The organism is Candidatus Competibacter phosphatis, from assembly GCF_012939995.1.
GTDB classification, from domain to species: Bacteria; Pseudomonadota; Gammaproteobacteria; order Competibacterales; family Competibacteraceae; genus Competibacter; species Competibacter phosphatis.
Map to the genome: position 1 here is coordinate 49,531 of NZ_SPMZ01000019.1, position 22,507 is coordinate 72,037.

20 protein-coding genes, 1 other RNA gene and 1 pseudogene are annotated in these 22,507 nt (G+C 59.6%); 11 read left to right on the forward strand and 11 right to left on the reverse strand.

Annotated elements, in window-relative coordinates; genetic code table 11:
• Window positions 1–79: 79 nt before the first annotated feature.
• The gene (locus tag E4P82_RS07350) at window positions 80–439 is read right to left on the reverse strand and encodes a YraN family protein (RefSeq protein WP_312914374.1); all 360 of its coding nucleotides are present in this window, start codon (window positions 437–439) and stop codon (window positions 80–82) included.
• 553 nt (window positions 440–992) lie between these two features.
• Between E4P82_RS07350 and E4P82_RS21890 the strand changes: the two genes are divergently transcribed.
• Together E4P82_RS21890 and E4P82_RS21895 are read left to right on the forward strand one after the other, a co-directional pair.
• Window positions 993–1,937 carry a TonB-dependent receptor plug domain-containing protein gene (locus E4P82_RS21890; protein WP_246327424.1) on the forward strand — a complete coding sequence of 315 codons (945 nt, stop codon included), beginning with the start codon at window positions 993–995 and terminating at the stop codon, window positions 1,935–1,937.
• Window positions 1,852–3,243: a TonB-dependent receptor gene (locus E4P82_RS21895; protein ID WP_246327425.1), complete on the forward strand. Its 1,392-nt coding sequence runs from the start codon at window positions 1,852–1,854 to the stop codon at window positions 3,241–3,243. Before E4P82_RS21890 ends, E4P82_RS21895 begins: the two co-directional genes overlap by 86 nt.
• A gap of 65 nt (window positions 3,244–3,308) precedes the next feature.
• Here E4P82_RS21895 and E4P82_RS21900 read toward each other — a convergent pair whose 3' ends face one another.
• Window positions 3,309–3,686, reverse strand: coding sequence for a hypothetical protein (locus E4P82_RS21900; RefSeq protein ID WP_246327440.1), 378 nt, complete (start codon window positions 3,684–3,686; stop codon window positions 3,309–3,311).
• On the opposite strand from E4P82_RS21900, the pseudogene rsmI reads away from it, so the two are divergent.
• The 3 genes and pseudogenes from rsmI to E4P82_RS07370 all read left to right on the forward strand — a co-directional run bounded on the left by rsmI (window position 3,567) and on the right by E4P82_RS07370 (window position 5,580).
• Window positions 3,567–4,416, forward strand: a pseudogene (gene rsmI, locus E4P82_RS07360) (16S rRNA (cytidine(1402)-2'-O)-methyltransferase). The gene E4P82_RS21900 and the pseudogene rsmI overlap by 120 nt on opposite strands.
• 88 nt (window positions 4,417–4,504) lie before the next feature.
• Window positions 4,505–4,855, forward strand: an RNA gene (gene rnpB / locus E4P82_RS07365) — RNase P RNA component class A.
• A gap of 77 nt (window positions 4,856–4,932) precedes the next feature.
• Window positions 4,933–5,580 (forward strand): cupin domain-containing protein, encoded by a 648-nt coding sequence (locus E4P82_RS07370; RefSeq protein ID WP_169248286.1) that lies wholly within the window; start codon window positions 4,933–4,935, stop codon window positions 5,578–5,580.
• Window positions 5,581–5,640: 60 nt separating this feature from the next.
• Here E4P82_RS07370 and E4P82_RS07375 read toward each other — a convergent pair whose 3' ends face one another.
• The 6 genes from E4P82_RS07375 to E4P82_RS07395 form a co-directional block, all read right to left on the reverse strand.
• The gene (locus tag E4P82_RS07375; RefSeq protein ID WP_169248287.1) at window positions 5,641–5,871 is read right to left on the reverse strand and encodes a DUF4926 domain-containing protein; all 231 of its coding nucleotides are present in this window, start codon (window positions 5,869–5,871) and stop codon (window positions 5,641–5,643) included.
• Complete coding sequence (locus E4P82_RS23560) at window positions 5,868–6,206, reverse strand: DUF6883 domain-containing protein (RefSeq protein WP_420887072.1); 339 nt, start codon at window positions 6,204–6,206, stop codon at window positions 5,868–5,870. The genes E4P82_RS07375 and E4P82_RS23560 overlap by 4 nt, the downstream gene beginning before the upstream one ends.
• Before the next feature lie 21 nt (window positions 6,207–6,227).
• On the reverse strand, window positions 6,228–8,276 hold the full coding sequence (locus E4P82_RS07380) for a UvrD-helicase domain-containing protein (protein WP_169248288.1): 2,049 nt from the start codon (window positions 8,274–8,276) through the stop codon (window positions 6,228–6,230).
• On the reverse strand, window positions 8,269–10,302 hold the full coding sequence (locus tag E4P82_RS07385) for an ATP-dependent nuclease (RefSeq protein ID WP_169248289.1): 2,034 nt from the start codon (window positions 10,300–10,302) through the stop codon (window positions 8,269–8,271). The genes E4P82_RS07380 and E4P82_RS07385 overlap by 8 nt, the downstream gene beginning before the upstream one ends.
• Window positions 10,303–10,621: 319 nt before the next feature.
• Window positions 10,622–12,412: an asparagine synthase-related protein gene (locus E4P82_RS07390; RefSeq protein ID WP_169248290.1), complete on the reverse strand. Its 1,791-nt coding sequence runs from the start codon at window positions 12,410–12,412 to the stop codon at window positions 10,622–10,624.
• A 22-nt stretch (window positions 12,413–12,434) separates the two neighbouring features.
• Complete coding sequence (locus tag E4P82_RS07395; RefSeq protein WP_169248291.1) at window positions 12,435–13,196, reverse strand: toprim domain-containing protein; 762 nt, start codon at window positions 13,194–13,196, stop codon at window positions 12,435–12,437.
• A gap of 10 nt (window positions 13,197–13,206) precedes the next feature.
• Here E4P82_RS07395 and E4P82_RS07400 point away from each other — a divergent pair, with 10 nt between their 5' ends.
• On the forward strand, window positions 13,207–13,452 hold the full coding sequence (locus tag E4P82_RS07400) for a hypothetical protein (protein WP_169248292.1): 246 nt from the start codon (window positions 13,207–13,209) through the stop codon (window positions 13,450–13,452).
• A gap of 39 nt (window positions 13,453–13,491) precedes the next feature.
• Here the strand turns inward: E4P82_RS07400 and gatB are convergent, their stop codons facing one another.
• From gatB to gatC, 3 genes are all read right to left on the reverse strand, one after another.
• Complete coding sequence (gatB, locus tag E4P82_RS07405; RefSeq protein WP_169248293.1) at window positions 13,492–14,928, reverse strand: Asp-tRNA(Asn)/Glu-tRNA(Gln) amidotransferase subunit GatB; 1,437 nt, start codon at window positions 14,926–14,928, stop codon at window positions 13,492–13,494.
• Window positions 14,929–14,953: 25 nt separating this feature from the next.
• Window positions 14,954–16,408 carry an Asp-tRNA(Asn)/Glu-tRNA(Gln) amidotransferase subunit GatA gene (gene gatA / locus E4P82_RS07410; RefSeq protein ID WP_169248294.1) on the reverse strand — a complete coding sequence of 485 codons (1,455 nt, stop codon included), beginning with the start codon at window positions 16,406–16,408 and terminating at the stop codon, window positions 14,954–14,956.
• A gap of 93 nt (window positions 16,409–16,501) precedes the next feature.
• Entirely contained in the window at window positions 16,502–16,789 is a 288-nt protein-coding gene (gene gatC, locus E4P82_RS07415; protein ID WP_169248295.1) for an Asp-tRNA(Asn)/Glu-tRNA(Gln) amidotransferase subunit GatC, read from the reverse strand.
• 126 nt (window positions 16,790–16,915) lie between these two features.
• Here gatC and E4P82_RS07420 point away from each other — a divergent pair, with 126 nt between their 5' ends.
• From E4P82_RS07420 to rodA, 5 genes are read left to right on the forward strand one after another with little or no spacing between them, the layout of a single operon-like run.
• The gene (locus tag E4P82_RS07420; RefSeq protein WP_169248296.1) at window positions 16,916–17,965 is read left to right on the forward strand and encodes a rod shape-determining protein; all 1,050 of its coding nucleotides are present in this window, start codon (window positions 16,916–16,918) and stop codon (window positions 17,963–17,965) included.
• A 39-nt stretch (window positions 17,966–18,004) separates the two neighbouring features.
• Complete coding sequence (gene mreC / locus E4P82_RS07425) at window positions 18,005–18,877, forward strand: rod shape-determining protein MreC (protein WP_169248297.1); 873 nt, start codon at window positions 18,005–18,007, stop codon at window positions 18,875–18,877.
• A complete protein-coding gene (gene mreD, locus E4P82_RS07430; RefSeq protein ID WP_169248298.1) occupies window positions 18,874–19,362 on the forward strand; it encodes a rod shape-determining protein MreD in 489 nt (162 codons plus the stop codon). The genes mreC and mreD overlap by 4 nt, the downstream gene beginning before the upstream one ends.
• Window positions 19,363–19,380: 18 nt before the next feature.
• On the forward strand, window positions 19,381–21,321 hold the full coding sequence (gene mrdA, locus E4P82_RS07435) for a penicillin-binding protein 2 (protein WP_169248299.1): 1,941 nt from the start codon (window positions 19,381–19,383) through the stop codon (window positions 21,319–21,321).
• Window positions 21,308–22,411, forward strand: coding sequence for a rod shape-determining protein RodA (gene rodA, locus E4P82_RS07440; protein ID WP_169248300.1), 1,104 nt, complete (start codon window positions 21,308–21,310; stop codon window positions 22,409–22,411). The genes mrdA and rodA overlap by 14 nt, the downstream gene beginning before the upstream one ends.
• Window positions 22,412–22,507: the final 96 nt, after the last annotated feature.

Here is a 22,507-nt window from a genome sequence, read left to right on the forward strand (position 1 = left end):
GTAAGGTATCAGAAGGGGGAAGAGTGGGCAGCCGGCTTGTGCGCCTTGCGGGCCGATACCATGGCGGCTGGCCGGGCATTCAAGTCAACTGGAATGCATCCCGAATCCATTCTACCTGCGGTTCGCCATCGGCCTGGAGGATCGCCACCACATCGAAGCGGCAGGGTAGGTCGAGGCGTTGGCGTTGCAAGTAGAGCGCGGCGGCGCGGAGCAGGCGTTGCTGTTTGCTTCGGGTGACCGATTCGGCCGGCGTGCCGTAGCGGGTATGGCGACGGCTGCGCACTTCCACGAACACTAGGTGCTCGCCATCGCGCATGATCAAGTCCAGTTCGCCGCCCCGATAGCGGACGTTGCGCGCCACCAGCGCCAGACCGCGCGCTTCCAGATAGCGGCAAGCCAGATCCTCGGCCGCGCTACCTTGGGCGATGCGGCTGATCACGATGGGTTCACCCGATATATTCCAGGCGATCCGGGTAGATTCGGATCAATTGATGATTGGCGATGAGTTTGCGGATTTCCGGCCAGATGCGATGGAGGGCGCTATGGGAATCTCATGGAGCCAGAGTATCGTCCATCGTAAAAATCCTTTTACGCTTTCGGCAACTTGACAGTATCGATGCGGTCATGTTTAGCCTCCCACGATTCGACAGAATGCTAGCTCATTTCTTATCTCATGACCACAGTATCCCATTAAGAAAATAATGATCGACAGGCAAAGCCTATCGCTGGCCGAGCAGTTCTTTTTTCTCACGGTCTAATTGCGCCTGATTCCGATCCACTTTTCCGATACAGTCCACTCATCGGAAATAACCCAACGAAACCTCAAATCCCCTGCCTCTAGTCCGTGGAAAACGGGCTCTGCGACATATTGTCGCATTCCAAATATTCCTCCCGCTCGCTAGTATTGATCAATTTTTTCATATGGATATAACCAATAAACAATACGGATATTGTTGGCGAAATCACTGCGGCGATTAGAGGAAGTCTTTATAATGAATAAGAAATTTATGATGGGCCTATTTGCCATTTATACTCTGGCGACTTCAGCGGGAACAGCCTGGGGATGGGATGGGGACCAACAACTTGGCCAGCAACTGGATGAGATCGTGGTCACCGCGCAACGGCCCGTGTCTCAACCACTGAATGCGGTGACGCTCAGCGCGGATGCGCTCGATCTCCGGCGTCATGCCACCAGCGATACGGCCGATCTGTTGCGCAATGTGCCCGGAGTGGGACTTCAAGGTGCCGGCGGCATTTCCAGCCTACCCGTGATTCACGGTCTGGCCGATGACCGGGTCCGTACCCAAGTGGACGGCATGAGCTTGATGGCGGCCTGTCCCAATCACATGAACCCGGCACTTTCCTATATCGATCCAAGTCAAGTAGGCCGCATCAATGTGTATGCCGGTATTACCCCCGTCAGTGTCGGAGGCGACAGTCTCGGTGGGACGATACAAATCGAATCCGCGACTCCTGTGTTTGCCGCTCCGGGACAAGGCAATTTGATCAGTGGACAGGTGGGTGCTTTCTACCGCGGCAATGGCAATGTCTTGGGTGCTTATCTCGGGACAAGCTGGGCCAATGAAAAGCTGAACCTTACGTATACCGGATCCACCGTGAGTGCCGACAATTACAAGGCGGGCGGTGATTTCAAACCGTCCGGTCCGGCCGCTGCGGATCGCGGTTGGATTGCGGGCGATGAGGTCGGCTCCTCTGCTTTCGAGGCGATCAATCAATCGCTGGGTATCGCCTATAAGGAGGATAAGCATTTATTCACGGCCAAGGTGGATATTCAAAATATCCCTTACGAGGGCTTTCCGAGCCAGCGCATGGATATGACCGAAAACAACAATGCCCTGGTCAATCTGGGTTATACCGGGCAATATGAATGGGGCCTGTTGGAAGCGCGCGGCTACTATCAAAAAGACCCGTCATGAAATGCAGTTCGGCGACGGCAAGCAATACTACTATGGCGATCCAGCCACGATTCCCGGCATGCCCATGGATACCAAGGCCAATCTGACCGGAGTCGTGGTCTCGGCGGATATTGATCTTTCCGAAGGCGATATTCTCCGAGTGGGTGGCGAACTCCAATACTATCGCCTGGACGATTGGTGGCCACCTTCCGGTGGCAACATGGCTCCCAATACCTTCGAGAATATCAACAACGGTCAACGGGATCGTTATGCGCTGTTCGGCGAATGGGAAGCGAATCTCGATCCGCAATGGGTCAGCTTGTTCGGTGTGCGTCACGAGACCGTCAAAATGAATACCGGCGATGTCCATGGCTATGCCGAAACCAATGGCATGGGCATGATGGTCAATAACCAGCTTATCGACAGCAGTAATTTCAACAGTCAAGACCGTAACAAGACCGATCGAAATTGGGACTTGACCGCATTGCTGCGCTATACCCCGGATTCGACGCAAACCTATGAGTTTGGGCTGGCGCGGAAAACCCGTTCTCCTAATCTGTACGAGCGCTATACCTGGTCGACCTGGGCCATGGCGGCAATCATGAACAACTTCGTCGGTGATGGAAACGGGTATATCGGCAACCTCGACCTGGAGCCGGAAGTCGCCCACACCGTGAGCTTTACCCTTGATTGGCATAGCCAAGACCGGCGCTGGGAGTTCAAGGCAACGCCCTATTACACGCGGGTAACCGACTACATCGATGCCATGCGCTGTACGGATGGCGCCTCCTGCACGGAAGCCAATGCAACCACCACGGACCAATTCGTGGTCCTCCAATACGTCAATCAACCGGCGCGGCTCTACGGCATCGATCTTTACGGACACATGCCGCTCGCCAAGACCGACTGGGGACGCTTTGGTCTCAATGGGGTGCTCAACTATACCAACGGTAAAAACCTCGACACCGATGACGGCCTCTACAACGTCATGCCGCTCAACGCCACCTTGATCTTGACGCATCAGCACGGTGGTTGGGACAACGCGCTTGAACTCGTGCTCGCGCACAGGAAAGACGATGTTTCCGATGTCCGCAACGAAATCAAGACGCCCGGTTATGGCCTGCTCAACTTGCGTGGCAGTTATTCCTGGAAGCAGGCGCGTGTCGACTTCGGCATCGAAAATCTGTTCGACAAACTTTATTACTTGCCGACCGGCGGTGCTTATACAGGGCAGGGCAGAACCATGGCGATCAACGGAATTCCATGGGGCATTGCCGTGCCTGGCAAGGGACGTTCGGTCTATACGGCCGTCAGCTTCAAGTTCTGAGTCCGAAGGTCGTACAGGCGGGGAGGCTTCGGATTCCCTTGTGAACCGCCGCATAGCGATCGTGGTTAGCGGTGTCGCGGGAACGCGGGTCGGGCAAACTCGCGGGATGGGTGTCTTCCACTAAACTGCAGGATGCAAGGGCATTTCCAATGATTTAAGCGCAATGCCGCCGCAATCGGTGGCATGATGGATGCCATTGGCATCACGGCAATGAAGTTGCGGATAAAACGCGAAGGACAGGTTATGTGGGAGTTTAAAGCGTGCCCGGCGTTTGCGGAGCCGGATGGAGAGGCCGCATGACCGTCGAATCCGGCGCGTTGTATGTGATCGCCACCCCCATCGGCAATCTGGAGGATATCAGCGCGCGTGCCCTGCGCATCTTGCGGGAAGTGCGGGGCATCGCCGCCGAGGATACCCGGCATACCGGTCAGTTGCTTGCGCATTTCGGCATCGATACGCCGATGTTTTCCTTGCATGAGCACAACGAGCGGGCACGCCTGGAAGCAGTGATTGCACGCCTGCAAGAAGGGCAGGCGTTGGCGTTGGTGTCGGATGCCGGTACACCGCTGATCAGCGATCCGGGCTTTCCGTTGGTGCGCGAACTGCGCCGGCAGGGGCTGAAGGTTATCCCGGTGCCGGGGCCGAGCAGCATTGTGGCGGCCCTGTCGGTGGCCGGGTTGCCGACCGACCGTTTTACCTTCGAAGGTTTTCTTCCCCCCCAAATCCGTTGCGCGCCGCGAGCGTCTGCAATCTTTGGCGCGAGAGGAACGCACGCTGATCTTTCTGGAAGCCAGCCATCGCATCGCCGAAACCTTGGCCGATTTGGCGGCGGTGTTCGGCGGGGAACGTCCGGCGACGGTCGCCCGCGAGTTGACCAAGCGTTTCGAGGAGATTCACAACGCCAGTCTGAGCGAACTGGAAGATTGGTTGGACGCCGATCCGCATCGCCGCAAGGGCGAGTTCGTGGTGATCGTGCAGGGCGCACCGGCGGCGAGCGAGGCGGATACGGCGGAGACGCGCCGCTTGTTGGTGGCGCTGCTGGCGGAACTGCCCGCCAGCCGAGCGGCGGCGGTGGCGGCTAAGTTGACCGGTCTGCGGAAAAAGGCGCTGTACGATCTGGCATTGGCGTTGGGGAGCGATTCCCATCTTTCCTCCGCCATGGAGAGAGAGTGAGGCGGGGTGGTCGGAGTCGGATGGTGGAGTATTCCCATTCACAAGCCGATCTTGCCAAGCAGCGTTCGGCAGGGGACACTAAGAGCCGGGAACCGGCTGGACGGTCGCTGTATCGCATGACGATATGGAGGAAAGTCCGGGCTCCACAGGACAGGGTGCCAGGTAACGCCTGGGCGGCGTAAGCCGACGGAAAGTGCCACAGAAAATACACCGCCTACGTTCGCGAGAACCGGTAAGGGTGAAAAGGTGCGGTAAGAGCGCACCGCGCGGCTGGCAACAGGCGCGGCAGGGTAAACCCCACCCGGAGCAAGACCAAATAGAGGGGCATTTACGCGTGGTCCGCGCGGCTCCTGGGTAGGTCGCTACAGGCGTCTGGTGACAGGCGTCGCAGATGAATGATCGTCCTTGACAGAACCCGGCTTACAGGCCGGTTCCCACTCCATTCCTGTCGCGGCTCCTTCCGAGAGCCGGCTAGCCGATCCCGCGTCGCGCGGCGATCGTTTTTCCGAGCCCATCATGACCACGTTCATACCCTTGGAGATTCGTCACGGCCTGCTGCTGGATCTGGATTCGGTTCAGATTTGGGGGTGGGATGAAGAGTGCTTGACGCTGCCGGACGGCGCGACCAGTTATGGCATGGTCACTCGTGGTCGCTCCGTGCTGCGCGATGTCTGGGGTGGCTGTGAATTAGGCCAGGGGATGTTTTTCGCGTTGCCCGACCCCGGTTCGATGCGTGGTGGCGCTGGCTTGGTGATCGCCCTGTCCGGTTATCGCGGTTTGCGGCAGATCGGCGGTCCCTTGGAGACTGTCGGGCGTTTGCGCTATATCGACGGGTGCAGCGATACTTTATTAATTTGCCCGCCTCGCGTAGGCGAGCCGTGTTTGAATCATTTGCACATTCCGCCGCATACCGACCAGACGCCTCATACCCATCCTTCGGCGCGGATCGGGGTCATTCTGCATGGGACGGGCGAGTGTCGCACCTCGGATGGCGTGTTTCCGCTGCGGCCGGGCATGGGCTGGTATATCCCAAGCGGTTGCCTGCATTCCTTTTTCACCGAGGAAGTGGCGTTGGATGTGGTTGCTTGGCATCCCGACAGCGATTTCGGGCCGCGCGACGATAATCATCCGATGATCAACCGCACGGTGATACCGGTAGGCTGAGTGGCTGAGGTGTTCCTCATTCCTCAATCTCATGTCTTCAATGCATTGGTGGCATTAAACCTATGCGGCAGCAAGCGATCTTGCCGCTAGTATTTCGCTGTCACCCACAGGGCGTACGTCAGTCGCAGTTAGCGTGACCAAGGCTTGGGTTCGGCCCGAACCGGTCACGAATTCCACTTCTACTCCATCTGGTTCGTACACTTCAACGACAGCGCCTATATCTCCCTGACGGAGACCGTGCTCAGGCAAATCTCGGGCAAGAACTACAGTATCTAAAAGTGAGATCGTCATGTTCCACCTCCTGGATAGGCAGTCACAAATCGGGGGATACGTTCGCCATGGAGCACGATCCAAACTGTCACGATTTGTGCGGTTCTGCCGGAAGGACCGGTGATCGTGCCGTACACTTCATATTTCTGACCATATGATGTCCTCTCAGTCTTGGCGGCATCGCCTCCGAGCAAGGTGCGAATGTCTTGCTCCAAGAGTGGCCATTCATCACTATAGTAACCGAGAGCATTGAAGAATCTGGCCTTGAACCGTCCGATTGGATGAAAGGGCGATAGCAGGTAATCCTTCAGTTTCTCGGTAGGTATAGATGCATAATCTGAATCCGGTAGTCTCATAATTCATTGGTACCATGATTCTTAACCATGCCATACAGGCGCACCGTCGATAATCTCGGCTACTCGCCACCCACGCGCGCTCAAGGTGGCAATGTGTTGAGAAAAGGATTTGGCACCACTGCATATCGAATACGGTACGGCGAGGCAGATCATATGGCTTGGTCGCGTCATCGCAACATAGGTTTGTAAAAGACGTTTGCGATCTTGAACTTTGGCGCCGCCCTCATTGACCTTGTCGCCAAGAAGCCATGGTAACATCCGCCGAAACGAGTGATCGTGCCAGTAGGTGTTGAGCACCAGCGTTGCCAAATGGGTTTGCCCTTTGACGGAATGGATTGATCCAAGTCGGATGTTTACGCGCCTGTTACCGTGCGAGACGTGATACACATTGGGACTGGCATCATGCGCCGATGTCGAAGCGCCGACGGCTAGTGATGGATCAGTATCCGGCCATTCGAGAAAATTAATCACATTGGGATTGGTAGGGCCGTCACAAAGTGCGCAAGCAATTGCCAGGATGTCAGTCCGTACTGTACCCCAGTTTTTCTCGGTTAATGGGATCCAGTCGATAAGAACCTTTTTGATCATCTGACGATAAGTTGTTAGCACTGCGGTGTTAGCCTCCAGTGCATCGATGATCGCGCGATGCGTCCGCGCCTTGCGCTTGAGTTGCCCGGCGTTTCCAATATGTCCCGCGAGACGAACAAGCCCTGATGCAATTCTTTCGACACCTGGCGCGAGGTCATGACCATCGCGCACAATGGCCTGTGCTGCCCGAACGTATTGCACAAAGGATTTAGGATGAGGATCTTTCCGACAGATATCAGCGGTGTAGCCGCTCCAGTAGTGCGGCACTGATTTTGGAAATTGATCGTGTCCTGGTGCGATATCCGATGCGTCCTGATGAACCGCCCCCACGGCAGTAACCATCCCCTTCGCCAAGGTACCGTCATCAAAGGTCGTCAGGACATGCTTGCCGTAGGCATCGAGTACCCCTACGGTGCTGTTGCTGGGAAAGATGAATATTGCGTGGTCACAGGTGGTTGGCGCACCGGTGATGGCTTTTGGGCCGATGCCGCAGAGCCCATGGTTGCCCACAGGCGCGACAGCAAACGGCGAAGCCAACGCCGCGATTTCAGGTCCGAAGCGATGGCTGCTTGGAATGTCGACGCAACGGGTGGGATCGGAATCTGGAAAGGGATCGCTCTTGTTCGGCTCAGCGTCAGAATCGTCGAAAATCGCCTGGTTCGGATCACCGACCCGTTGCACAATGACATCAGGCAACGTACGCGGAAAGACCGCCTGCAGAATGGCGCCCTGAGCCTCGAATGTATCCTGCATCTCATCGATGATGACCAGTGGGAACCTATGCCTGAGCCATAAAGCCACGGCGGGGAAGTTCGCCAAGAGCGCATGCCCCCAAACAAACATCTCGTCGTAACAGAAGTATCCTGCGTGAGCAGCCGTTTCTATGGCCTGTTTCGCTAGTTTGAAGCTCTTTGCATTCGGCCCGGCAGGAAACGGTTTCCCACCGAGATCGAAGTGCAAGTTGTGTGCGCAAATTTGCAAGTGGTCGAAGCTGCTGTGTTTCTGCGTCAGGAAATTCTGCACTGTCCGATAGTCCGCGTTGGCCAGCACGCCGCGCCGATAAGCAGTTGTCACATCATTGTCGATCGTGGGCGAGGGGAATCCCTTTGAGTTAAGCCATGGCAGCGCAAGAAACCGATTGACGAAGCCATGGATCGTATCGATGAAGTGCGGATAGTCAAGCAGGCGCTGACCGACAACGGTACTACCGAGGCGTCGCTGAATTTCCTCTCGCGCGACATTGGTGTGAGAGAGGACGCAGATGCCTTTCGTCCGATGGGGCCACTTCCGCGCTAGGATGGCAAGCTTCGCGACGATCAAGGTTGTTTTACCACTGCCTGGACAGGCGGATACGTCGAGCGTGTTGCGTGCGGCTAGAAATGTCCGGCGCGGCGGGTCGAGGATCTCCAACCCCATCAAGGCACGGACCCAATCGATGTCCGCGTCGGTAATCTCCGGGGCCTGCGACGATGCCTCAGGCATTGCTGCTGTTTCCCGAGTCGGGTGCCGGTGGTGCGGACGCGGAGCGTCGAACATGCGCGATCACGTCCACAATGTAGCGCGGCAGCTTGGCGGCAAACGCCGCCGTGTCAAATCCCGCAGCTTTCCCCACCTCAGCTAAGATATCGGCAAGATACTGTGCGCCAATGGCTTTTGACGCCCTACGCGAATGGAAGAGTTGATAGACCTGCGTACACAAGACTGCATGGTTTCCCTTGGCAGCCGTCTCCATCTCTTCGTAGGCCGTTCGTGCAGTCGCCTCGACTTCAGCACGTTGTTTCCTTTCCTCACTAAGCGCGTCATCTTTTAGGGCGAGGGAGGCGGCAATGTAGACCTCTTCCGCTAGGCCGCAGAAGGCCAGATCGTATTCCAGCGTCCAGTGGTCGGCGACAAAGGTCTTGACCGATTGCCCATCGTTGGATTGCAGGCGTGTCCGCCAGTTATTCAATTCTTGCTTCTGCGTGTTGTCGTCACCGCCAAAATCACACACTGCTTTCCATCGGCGCTTTGGGCTGTGCCATGTTGGATCATCCTTACCAGTAACAAGCCCGAGAATCTCCGGTGCACAGTCAGGCATAACATCAAAATCAGCGACACAAGCGACGGGAACTGACAGCCGTGGCGCCCCATCGTCACGGCGCTGGAAGATGCGGCTGAACCGCCTGAGTCCTGTGCTACCAACGTTGACGATGGAGATGCCGTATTCGGTGAGATCAGTACCCATGAGGTTCGCAAGGACGGGTAGGAGAATAGCCTCAGCGTCACCCTCGACCACGATGACACCATGAGCGAAGAATAGGTTGGCTTTGGTTACGTCAAGGAACCGTTCTAGGAAACGATAGTCGCTCGTTTCAAGTCGAGTCTGACCTCGAACGAGAGGAAAGGCGCGGCTCTCATCCAGAATCACGATGTTTTGCAAAGGAATCTTCGACGCCAAGTTAGGGCTGTGCGTCGAGAGGATGATTTGGACAGTGCGCTTGGTGTGCTTGGCAATGTTCGTGGCGGCCTTTGTTAAGAACTCCATGAGCCGGAGCTGACGCTGAGGATGAAGATGTGCTTCCGGTTCTTCGATCAGTAGCAGCGGTAGCCCTTCAGGTTCCCGGCCGAGAAGCAGAAGTTCGCAGGCCATGTAAAGCAAGTTGTTTGAGCCGAGCCCGTAACGCCCTCGCTGGCTTCCGCTAGTCGCATCGAGAAGGCCGAGTTCCAAACGCTCCAGGATTTGACGAAGCCGTGATTCACTTGTCCCACCCTCTGTAACATCGATTTTGCCTCGCAGGCTATCGCCGGTCAGTGAGAGCAAGGATAGGTACTGGGTGTTAATTGCATCCTCTGCACTGCTAATACCTTCGTGACGCTCAATACTGTAACGTAAATAGTCCGATAACCCCAAGAGGCTCAAACGATTCACTGCCTCCGCATTTACCGGCAGCGCAGCTTCATTGAAGTCATCACCCTGGCCAATTTCCGGGACATTAGCAAGAATCTGTGAAAGACGTGAGCTGCGACCTGGCGACATTTCACGTTCGGCATCACGGAGCGGCCGTAGATATGTGCTCGACAGCAACTGGCGGACGGATGCCTCCAAGGCGGGTCCCGCACCGTCTTTGCCGCTGCGTACAGATACATCGATCCATCGACGGCCTCCCGGCGATTCAGTCAACCTCTTGGCCGTCCAGTTGATCAAGAGGGAAACTTCATTACCTTCGTATGAAAGATACTCCGCGAAGGCGCCCTTCTCGTTGTCGTCTAGCCCACTCATCTTGCAGCGTATGAAGATGTCGGTAGCCTGTTTTCCCATCCGATCATGATGGAAATCCTCCGGCTGGATACGAATGAATTCTTGGTCACGGGTGAGTAGGGCGTATCGGATAGCATCGATGACAGCGGATTTTCCGCTATCATTCCGACCGACCAGTGCTGTCACTCCACTGTTGAAGGTGATATCAAGCGCAGCGTCGCCATCACCAAACTGGCGGAAATTCCTAATAATAATGCTTGATAGATACATGTGCTTTCCGTGTGATCGCCCCGAATAAGAGATTGCCTCCGATAGAGCATTGATCCTCTCAATCCCTCGCTTAATGTCAAAGTAGATGCCTGATCCCGTCAACCGTGAGCGACCGATGGAGTTACAGACTGGTGATTTGCTTGGCGCGCTCTCTTGCGACATAATCATGACAAATGCCGCTGTAACAATACAAGTCTATGTTTTATATAAAACTAATTATTGCTGAGGCGTTGAATGGATACGTTTCTCTACTCGGCCTTTCTGAAAAGTGACACTTCTCCATATCGTTCGCCGTCACTGTTTCCTGCCTCTCAATTACTCAAGAGGTGAGAGAATTTTCCACCATCTGCTCGTGCCACAGTAGGAAAGTAACGAGCATCCATAGCTTCAAGCCATGGCGCAGGCCGGGGACGCCTTCCATTTCGTAATTCAGTAGGCGTTCCACATAGTCCGGGTTGAACAAACCGCCACGCCGGATTTGTGAGCGGGATAGCAATTTCTTCCCATAACGGCGCATGTCGCCCTGAAACCAGAACCGCACCGGCACCATCATCCCCGATTTGGGCCGGGCGATGATCGCTTCCGGCACCCAATCTCGCACGGCTTGTTTGAGCACGCTTTTTTCCACCGCGCCCGCTAGTTTCACGCCCGGCGGACAGACCATGCTGGTTTCGACGATTCGCCGCGAGAACAGCGGTGGCAGCGCCAGCAGGCCATGCGCCGAACTCATCTTCTCCACCTTGACCAGAATCAGATTGGCGCCCTTGAGCCGGATATTGATACTCATCAGCTTGTTGACGAAATCCAGCGGCTCGGGTTCGCGGAAATACGGTTCCAGCAAGGCGATCAACGCCTCCTCGCCACCGGCTTCCCGCAGCAGCGCCGGGTCCAGCAAGGCGCTCAGATCCTGATAGCAGCGCTGGAATGCCCGCAGATAATTGCGCTCCAGCCAGCCAGCGGACGGTTCGCCCGGCAGGGGACCGTACAGCCGGGCCAACAGCATGGGAATGTTTTTCGGACCGCCGAAACAAGGATCACCGCCTTCGCCGTTCAAGACCACGTCCGCGACTTGGGAGGCCGCTTGCGCCAACAGATAATTGGGCACGGTCACCGGATCGCCGATGGGATCGTCCAGCCGCCAGATGATCTCCCGCAGCCGTTCGAGAAAACCGCCGGGACGGATTTCCAGCCAGTGGTGATCGGTGTGGTAACGATCCACCATCAACTGCACGAACTCATTTTCCCGCGCGTACTCCGCGCCGAAATGCGCCGAAAAGGTCGGGATGCGGACCTCCGGCAATTGTCGGGCGGCAACCGCCAGCACCGCGCTGGAATCGATACCCCCCGACAGGAACACCGCCGGTGATTTATCCGGGCTGACCGCGAGGCACTCGGCCACCGAGTGCTCCAGGGCGGCGCGCACCAAGGCGGAATAGTCTTGCGGGGGAGCGTCGGGTGCTGTTTCCAGCGTTTCGAAGCGGAAATGCCGCCGTACCCGCGCTTGGCCATGGCGGAAGCATAGGATGGAGCCGGGCTGTAATTCCTCGATGCCCTCGAACATGGTGCCCGCGCCGGGAACGAAACTGAAGCTCAGATATTCCGGCAACGCGCCGGCCCGCATCCGGCGGGGCAGGGTGGGATCGGCGAACAGCGCCTTGATCTCGCTGGCGAACAGCAAGCGGCCCTGGTGGACGGTCCAGTACAACGCTTTGACGCCCGCATGATCGCGCAACAGGTAAAAGGCATCACCCAAGCTCGTGGCCAATACGAAACAGCCGGTCAATTGTTCGAGATAGGGCTCGGGGGCATGACGCAGACCCGGTTCCGCCAGCAGGCGGTTCGCGCCATTGGTCGCGGTATCGCCCGGCGTCGCCAACACATCCAGATTGAACAGCACCCCGCCATAACCGAGCAGGTCATGGTCACGCCGGGCGAGTTGCGATTGCTGGCTCCAGGCAGCAATGCCGTGACCGATTTCCACCCGATCCCCGGTCACGGTCGCGCCATCCACGCGCTCCCAGCCCAGCGGACAACGGTAGACCAGCAACGCCGCCATACGCGCCAGCAGACCGTCCGCCGGTGGTCCGCAATAACCGAACAGGCAGGCCATGGGCTAACGGCTTTTCGGGGTTTTAGCCATAGTCACTTTCCACCTCGGCGCCCGCCGCGTTCAGAGCCTCCGGCGCGAGCAGCAGCGCGCCGCCGACCATCGCCGCGCTCAGCAGACCGATTAGTGGTTTCGGACCGATGTAATCAAGAGGAACCCGGTAACCGGTGCGCAGCATTTCCGTCGGATTGCCGCCGAAAGCGCCGTTGGATCGGGAGGGCATCGGCGGTAGCCAGGGCAGGGTGGCTCCATGTTGCAATGCCGCCCTGGAGATGCCTAGATCGCTCAGGTGCTCACGCGCGAACCGCCATTTCGATTCGTCGGCCAGTTGCGTGGCCAGCGCGAACCCTTGCGTGGAGGCATCGTGAACCAGTTGCACCGGGGTGTCGGGATGGTTGCGCAGAAACTCCCGACAGGCGGCGAACACCGGTTCCGGGTAGCCGGTGCGGCTGACCACCACCGCCTTGGCGGTCAAGTGGAAACGGTTGCGGATCAGCATGTCCACCAGATCGTCCCGTTCCACCACCAGAATCCGTTCGGGTGCATAGTGCGGGTCTTGCAGGTCGAGTGGCGCGGCTTGGCGCCGGAATGCGGTGCCGTCCGCCAGGGCCTGGATCGGATGGGCCTGATGGTATTGGTCGACGATCTTGCGGGCCTTCTCGAAGGGCAGTTTGCCTTTCTCCCGCTGGCCCAGCCAGATCGCCAAGGGCAGCAGCACCGCCAGAATCAGCGCTCCACCCCACCAGCTCCAATTGCTGAACGCAAACAGCCCGGCGATGGCGCTCACGATAAGCGCGATGACGCCGCAGCCAACCGGCCCCAGCGTTTTTTTTGCGCCAAAGCCGGCAGATGGCCAGGGCAAGCTGGGTCGTGGTGAACGCTTGCTGCCCGTTGTCGGACAGGCGCTGAATGGTCTGCCTCAGCGCAAAGTCGCTGATCCGGTCTTCCTTTTTGCGGAACACGAACTGATAGCGACACTTATTGCAGCGCGTACCGTCCTTGTGGCGCTGGTTGTGGTTGCACTCTGGGCAGCGCATCGGTAACCCTCTCGGCGGTGGCTATAGGGTACCGAGTCTAGTGCGCTAAGCTTTCAACTTCTCCATCAGCAAGTCATTCACCTGCTGCGGGTTGGCCTTGCCCTTGGACAGCTTCATCACCTGGCCGACGAAGAAGCCGAATAGCTTGTCCTTGCCAGCGCGGTACTGAGCCAGTTGCTCGGGATTGGCGGCGATCACGTCGTCGATCACTTTTTCAATGGCGGAGGTATCGGTGATCTGCCGCAGGCCACGCTTTTCGATGATGGCGTCGGCATCGCCTTCGCCGGCCCACATCGCCTCGAACACTTCCTTGGCGATCTTGCCGGAAATGGTCCGGTCCTGAATCCGCCGCAGCAGGCCGGCCAGTTGCGTGGCACTGACCGGACTGTCGGCGATGTCCCGGTTGTCCTTGTTCAGGAAGGCCGAGAAATCGCCCATCACCCAGTTGGCGCACAGCTTCGGTTCGCCGCCCAGCGCCGCGACCGTCGCCTCGTAGTGGTCGGCCAGTCCGCGGCTGGTGGTGAGCACGCCGGCGTCATAGGCGGATAGGCCATACTGTGCCGTGAAGCGCTGTTTCTTGACGTCCGGCAGTTCCGGCAAGGCGGCGCGGGCGGCATCGATGAACGCATCGTCCAGCACCAGCGGCAGCAGATCGGGATCGGGGAAGTAGCGGTAATCGTTGGCTTCTTCCTTGCCGCGCATGGAGCGGGTTTCGCCCTTGTCCGGGTCGTACAGCCGGGTTTCCTGCACCACCTTGCCGCCGGATTCGATCAGGTCGATCTGCCGCTCGATCTCGAACTCGATCGCCCGCTCGACGAAGCGGAAGGAGTTGAGATTCTTGAGTTCGGCGCGGGTGCCGAGCTTGGGCTCGCCCTTGGGTCGTACCGACACGTTGGCGTCGCAGCGGAACGAACCTTCCTGCATGTTGCCGTCGCAGATACCGAGATACACCACCAGTTGGTGCAGCTTCTTCATATACGCCACCGCCTCCTTGGCCGAACGCATATCCGGCTCGGAGACGATTTCCAGCAGCGGCGTACCGGCACGGTTCAGGTCGATCCCGGACCGACCGTGAAAATCCTCGTGCAGCGACTTACCGGCATCTTCCTCCAGATGGGCGCGGGTGATGCCGATCACCTTGCTGGAGCCGTCGTCCAGGTCGATGGTCAACTGGCCTTTCTGGACCACCGGCAGTTCGTACTGGCTGATTTGGTAGCCCTTCGGCAAGTCGGGATAAAAGTAATTTTTGCGGGCGAACACCGAGCGGCGTGCGACTTCGGCGCCGATGGCCAGTCCGAGCATGGCCGCCATGCGCACCGCATCCCGGTTCAGCACCGGCAACACCCCCGGCAGGCCGAGATCGATGGCGCAAGCCTGAGTGTTGGGCGCGGCGCCGTAGGCGGTGGAGGCCCCGGAGAAGATCTTGCTCTTGGTGGCGAGTTGGGCATGGATTTCCAGCCCGATAACCGTTTCCCATTCCATAAATCGAAACCTTGCGAATTGAACGTCAGGCGAAGGCGGCGGGCGCGCGCAGGTGCCAGTCGGTGGCTTGCTGATAGCGGTGCGCCGTGTGCAACAAGCGATCCTCGGCGAAGTAATCGCCGATGAGTTGCAGGCCCACCGGCAATCCAGCGGCGAAACCCACCGGCAGCGACAGACCGGGCAGACCGGCTAGATTGACCGCGATGGTGTAGATATCCGACAGGTACATGGTGATCGGATCGTCCACCTTTTCGCCCAGCTTGAAGGCCACGGTCGGCGAAGTCGGCCCCGCAATCACGTCCACTTGTTGGAAAGCCCGTTGAAAATCGTCGCTGATCAAGCGGCGAATCTGCTGCGCTTTCAAATAGTAAGCATCATAGTAGCCAGCCGACAGCGCGAAGGTGCCGACCAGGATGCGGCGGGTAACCTCGGGACCGAAGCCTTCGCCACGCGAGCGGGTGTACAGGTCCAGCAAATCCTTGGGATTCTCGCAGCGGTGGCCGTAGCGTACCCCGTCGAAACGCGCCAGGTTGGAGGAGCATTCCGCCGGGGCGATCACGTAATAGGCGGGAATCGCCAGCCGGCTGTTGGGCAGGCTGATTTCGACCGTCTCCGCGCCCAGCTTCCGATACTCGGCGATGGCTTCTTCCACCACTTGGGCCACCGCGCCGTCCAAGCCCTCGCCGAAATATTCTTTCGGCAGGCCGATCTTCAGGCCGTCCAGCGGCCGGTCGAGCAGGGCGGTGTAGTCGGGCACCGGCCGGTCGGCGCTGGTGGAATCGCGCGGGTCGAATCCGGCCATCGCGCCCAGCAGCAGGGCGCAATCCTCAGCGCTGCGCGCCATCGGCCCGCCCTGGTCGAGGCTGGAGGCGTAGGCGATCATCCCCCAGCGCGAGACCCGGCCATAGGTCGGTTTCAAGCCAGTGATGCCGCACAGCGCGGCCGGTTGGCGGATGGAGCCGCCGGTGTCGGTGCCGGTGGCGCCGGGCGTTAGCCGCGCCGCCACGGCGGCGGCGGACCCGCCGGAGGAGCCGCCGGGCACCATCGCCAGATCCCAAGGATTGTGGACCGGGCCATACAGGCTGGTTTCGTTGGAGGAGCCCATGGCGAACTCGTCCATGTTGGTCTTGCCCAGCATCACCGCGCCGGCGGTATTCAGCTTCTCGACCACGGTGGCGTCGTAGGGCGCGACGAAGCGGTCCAGCATGCGCGAGCCGCAGGAGGTGCGTACCCCTTCGGTACAGAAGATATCCTTGTGGACGATGGGCACGCCGGTCAGCGGCCCCGCTTCGTCACGGTGGCGGCGTTGGTCGGCGGCGCGCGCGCGGGCCAGCGCCGCTTCGGCGGTGACGGTGATGAAGGCGTTCAGTTGGGGGTTGAACCGCTCCACGCGCTCCAGGAAAGCGCGGGTCAGCTCTTCGCTGCTGAACTCGCCGGCGGCGAGGCCGGCGCTGAGTTGGGCGATGGTTTTCTCATGCATGGCGATGGAATCGGAGATGATTATCCAAGAACTTCCCGCCCTCCTTGGGGGAGCGCGAAGCGAGAGTGTAGGGCTTGGAGCGAGCGCTGAAGTTCACTCGATCACCTTCGGCACCAGATACAACCCGGCTTCGACTTGCGGAGCGATGGCCTGGAAATGCTCGCGCTGGTCGGGTTCGGTGACCGCATCGGAACGCAGGCGCTGTGTCATGTCCAGCGGATGTGCCATCGGCGCGACGCCGGCCGTATCGGCGGCGTTCATCTGCGCCACCAATTCGAGAATGGCGGACAGGTTGCGAGCGTAGGCCGGCACATCCTCGTCGCGGATGGCCAAGCGCGCCAGATGGGCGATTTTGGCGACTTCGGCGGGTCCCAGAGACATCGCGAGAATTCTCCTTGCAAGAGATCGAAGAAAACGGACATGTAACCCTATCATAATTTGCCGGCTTGCTCCTAACCCCCCTGCTTGCTAGCATTAGCCGTTTCTGACGATAGGACTTTCGACAACATGTTCAAATGGTTGCGCGGCAAGTTCTCTAACGATCTCTCGATCGATCTGGGGACCGCTAACACGTTGATTTATGTTCGGGGAGGCGGCATCGTCCTCAACGAACCCTCGGTGGTCGCCATCAATCAGGACCCGGTTCGGGGGATTCGCACCATCGCGGCGGTGGGCACGGACGCCAAGCGGATGCTGGGCCGCACACCCAACAATCTTTCCACCATCCGGCCGATGAAAGACGGCGTGATCGCCGATTTCACCGTCACCGAAAAGATGCTGCAACACTTTATCCGCAAAGTGCATTCCCGCAAGTTTTTCAACCCCAGTCCGCGGGTCCTGATCAGCGTGCCTTGCGGTTCCACCCAGGTGGAGCGGCGGGCGATCCGTGAATCGGCGATGGGCGCCGGCGCGCGGGTGGTGTACCTGATCCCCGAGCCCATGGCGGCGGCCATCGGCGCCGGCATCCCGGTCGAGGAAGCGCGCGGGGCGATGGTCCTGGACATCGGCGGCGGCACCTCGGAGGTGGCGGTCATCTCACTGAACGGCATCGTTTACGCCGGCGCGGTGCGAGTCGGCGGCGACCGCTTCGACGAAGCCATCATCAGCTACGTGCGTCGCAATTTCGGGGTGCTGATCGGCGAGCCCACCGCCGAACGCATCAAGCATGAGATCGGCAGCGCCTATCCCACCTCGGAAGTGCGCGAAATCGAGATCAAGGGCCGCAATCTGGCCGAGGGCGTGCCGCGCAGCTTCACCCTCAACAGCAACGAAATCCTCGAAGCCTTGCAGGAGCCGCTGTCGGGCATCATCAGCGCGGTGAAAATGGCGCTGGAGACCACGCCGCCAGAGTTGGCGGGCGATGTGGCCGAGCGCGGTATCGTGCTCACCGGCGGCGGCGCGCTGATGCGGGATATCGACAAGCTGATCATGGAGGAAACCGGCCTGAACGTGGTGATCGCCGAGGATCCGCTCACTTGCGTGGCGCGCGGCGGCGGCCGGGTGTTGGAGCTGATCGCCAAGGACGAACACGCCGTCGAAGCGTTCGCCATCGAATAGCTATTGGCCGCCCTCAAACCCAGCAGGCGGTCCCGTTACTTGTTCACGGTCAACCCCACGGCGACTCTTCGGCTCGGATTGTGGGTGGCGCTGTCCATCGTCATCATGACGATGGATCACCGCTATCGCTATCTCGACGGCGCGCGCGATGTCCTGGCCACGGCGATCTACCCGCTACAGTATTTGGCGCGCTTGCCGGGCGACGCCAAGACTTGGCTGACCGAGAATCTGATCGGCCGAGGCGTCCTGCTGGAAGAAAATGCCCAACTGCGCGAAAAGCAGGTGTTTCTCAACGCCCAGTTGCAGAAACTGACCACGCTGGAGGCGGAAAATCACCGGCTGCGTTCCCTGCTGGAGTCGGCGGTCAATACCCCGGAGCGAGTGTTGATCGCCGAACTGCTGGCGGTGGACTTCGATCCGTACCGGCATCACATCCTGCTCAACCGGGGTCGCCAGCACGGCATTTACGTCGGCGAGCCGGTACTGGACCAGCATGGCATCGTCGGGCAGATCGTTCGGGCCGATCCCTTTACCGCCACGGCCATCCTCATCACCGACCCCAACCACGCCCTGCCGATCCAGATCGACCGCACCGGGGTTCGCACCCTGGCCTTGGGTACTGGCAACTTTCAGGAGTTGGAACTGCCCCATGTTCCCAACAATGAAGACGTGAAGGTCGGCGATCTGTTGGTGACCTCCGGTCTGGGCGGGCGGTTTCCGCGTGGTTATCCGGTGGGCAAGGTGGTGAAGGTGGAATTCGATCCCGGTAGCCCCTTTGCCCACATCGTCGCCCGGCCGCTTGCGGCGCTGGATCGAATCCGCGAAGTGATGTTGCTGGAGAACGAATCGGGGGCGTCGGAACCGCCCGCGCCCGCCATGGACGGACGCTCCGCCTCGCCGCGCCCGCCATGAGCGCGCCTCGCCCCACCGGCGGCGGGATCATGGCCTTGAGCCTGCTGCTGGCGTTTCTGTTGTCCACCATCCCCTTGCCGGGTGGGCTGGATCATTTTCGGCCCGATTGGGTGGCGATGGTGCTGATCTACTGGTGCATGGCATTGCCGCATCGGGTTGGGATCGGGGTGGGTTGGCTGGTCGGGTTGTTGCTGGACGTGGCGCGAGGCGCGCTGTTGGGCCAATATGCCTTGGCCCTGGCGGTTGTGGCCTATCTGACGCTGCAGACTTACCGGCGCGTCCGGGTGGCGCCGCCCTGGCAGCAGGCATTCAGCATCCTGCTTTTTCTGTTGGTCGAACAACTGCTGGTATTCTGGATCAGTGGCGTGATCGGCTATCCACCACGCGACTGGTGGTACCTGGCGCCCGCGCTGGGCGGCATGGTGATGTGGCCTCTGTTGTTCGTGATCCTGCGCGATGTGCGCCGTTATTTCCAAGTCACCTGAGAGCCCGACAAGGCGACCATGAAACGCTGGCAACCGTTCGCCAAGCCCGCCACCGGCGAACCGCTGGCTCGGGAAAAGGACAACACCGCCGAGAGCGAGCTGTTTTTCCGTCGTGCCCTGGTGGTGCTATTCGCGGTGTTCCTGAGCTTCCTGGCCGTGGCGGGCCGTTTGGTCTACCTGCAAGTGCTCAACCACGAGCGTTTCACCACCCTGTCCGAGAGCAATCGAGTTCGCTTGCAGCCGCTGCCGCCGACCCGCGGCTTTATCTTCGACCGTAACGGGGTACTGCTGGCCGACAATCTGGCCTCCTATCACCTGGAAATCACCCGCGAGCAGGTCAAGGATCTGGATACGACCCTGGCGGAACTACGTCAGCGCATCGAACTCACCGACGCCGACATCGAGCGCTACCGCAAGCTGGCCCGCCGCGCGCCACCCTACACCGGCGTGCCGTTGCGGTTTCGCTTGACCGATGAGGAAATCGCCCGGCTGGCGGTCGATCTGTACCGCTTGCCGGGCGTGGACATCAAAGCCGACCTGACCCGCCGCTATCCGCTCGGGCCGCTGGCCGTTCACGCCATTGGTTATGTCGGGCGGATCGACGAGAACGAGTTGCGTCGGCTCGACCCCGGTCAGTACAGCGGCAGCACCCACATCGGCAAGACCGGCGTGGAACGATCCTACGAAGACTTGCTGCGGGGGCGCACCGGCTGGCAGCAGGTCGAAACCAATGCCGAGGGCCGCCCGCTGCGAGTTCTCAGCCGTACCCCGCCGGTACCGGGCCAGCATATCTATCTGAGCATCGATGTACGCTTGCAGGCGGTGGCGGAAAAGGCGCTGGAAGACTACAACGGTGCCATTGTCGCCCTAGACCCGCGCAATGGCGAGATACTGGCGCTGGCCAGTCAGCCGACCTACGATCCCAACCCCTTCGTCAACGGCATCGACTTTGCCTCTTACCGCTTGCTCAACACCTCCAAGGACCGGCCGCTGCTCAATCGCGCCCTGCGCGGGATCTATCCGCCCGGCAGCACCGTCAAGCCATTGATGGCGCTGGCCGGGTTGGAATACGGAGAAGTCAACCGCTACAGCGGCGTATTCTGTCCGGGGTTCTATCGGTTGCCCGGTTCCAGCCACAAGTTCCGCGACTGGCGGCGCGGTGGCCACGGCAGCGTGAGCATGGACCGGGCCATCGCCCAATCCTGCGATGTGTACTTCTACAATCTGGCATTCAATCTGGGTATCGACCGCATTCATGAATTTCTGGATCGCTTTCACCTGGGCCGACCGACCGGCGTCGACCTGCCGGGCGAAAAGAGCGCGCTATTGCCGTCCCAGGAATGGAAGCGCCGAGTCCACAAACACGCTTGGTTCGCGGGCGATACCATCAGCGCCGGGATCGGGCAGGGCTATTTCCTGACCACGCCACTGCAACTCGCTCACGCCACTGCGGTGATTTCCCAGCGGGGCGCGGATTTCAAGCCGCGAGTCCTGCTGGCCACCGAAGATCCCGGTACCCGGATCAAGACTCCGGAAGTCCCGCGGCCGTTGCCGCCAGTGACGGTCAAGAATCCTCAGTTCTGGGATACGGTGATCGCCGGCATGATTCATGTGGTGGAAGGTGGCACCGCCCATCGCATCGGAATCGGCGCCAAGTACCGCATCGCCGGCAAGACCGGTACCGCCCAGGTTTTCACCGTGGGTCAGAACGAGCGCTATAACGCTAGCCGCCTGGCCCGACATTTGTTGGACCATGCTCTGTTCGTGGCCTTCGCGCCGGCCGATGATCCGCGTATCGCGGTGGCGGTGATCGCCGAACATGGCGGCGGTGGCAGCAAGACCGCCGCGCCGATGGCGCGCAAGGTCATGGATGCCTATCTGCTCGACAAATATGATCAACCCGCCGCCGATGGGGCACGGGACACTCAGGGAGACGCCCAGCGGGATGGATCGGAGTAATAAAGGCAAGTTTCTCAGGCTGATTCATCTGGATCTGACATTGCTGCTGGGGTTGCTGGTGATATCGGGCACGGGGCTGGTGGTGTTGTACAGCGCCGGCCAGCGCGATCTGGATCTGGTGACTGGGCAGGCCATGCGGCTGGGTCTGGGATTTGCCATCATGCTGGCCCTGGCGCAGATCCCGCCGCACTACTTCCGCTTCTGGTCGCCATGGATTTATCTGGCTGGAATCCTGCTGTTGTTGGCGGTCATGGTGGCCGGCGATATCTCCAAGGGCGCGCGGCGCTGGCTGGATTTGGGTGTGTTGCGGTTTCAGCCCTCGGAGATCATGAAACTGGCGGTGCCGATGATGATGAGCTGGTACTTCGCCAACAAACCGCTGCCGCCGCGGTTGTGGCATTTGCTGGGCGGGGTGTCGATTACCGGGGTGCCGTTTCTGTTGATCGCTAAACAGCCGGATCTGGGCACGGCGCTGGTGGTGGGCTGTGCCGGGGCGTTCGTACTGTTTCTCGCCGGGCTGAGCTGGACCATCCTGCTCGGTCTGGTCGCGGCGCTGGGTGCCGCGGTGCCGCTGTTTTGGACCTTCGCCATGCACGACTATCAGCGCCAGCGGGTGCTGACCTTCCTCGATCCGGAAAGCGATCCGCTGGGGGCCGGCTATCACATCATTCAATCCAAGATCGCCATTGGTTCGGGCGGCATCTACGGCAAGGGTTGGCTGAACGGCACCCAGTCGCATCTGGATTTCCTGCCGGAAGGTTCGACCGATTTCATCTTTGCCGCGTTTTCGGAGGAGTTCGGCCTGGTGGGCGGCTGCCTGCTGTTGACGCTGTATTTCTTCGTCATCGCCCGCTGCCTGTACATGGCGACCCATACCCCGGATACCTATACCCGGCTGCTGGCCGGCAGTCTGACGCTGATTTTCTTCGTCTACGCCTTCGTCAACTCCGGGATGGTATCCGGCCTATTGCCGGTGGTGGGGTTGCCGCTGCCGTTGTTCAGCTATGGGGGAACATCCCTAGTGACGATCATGGCCGGCTTCGGTATCCTGATGAGCGTCTATTCGCACCGCCGGACCCCGACGCGGTAATTGCCACCACGACCAACGACGAGATCTGCGCGTGAAGAGCCCGTTTTTGCTTGGTGTCATCTTGCTGTTGAACGCTTGTGCATCGTCGCCACCGCC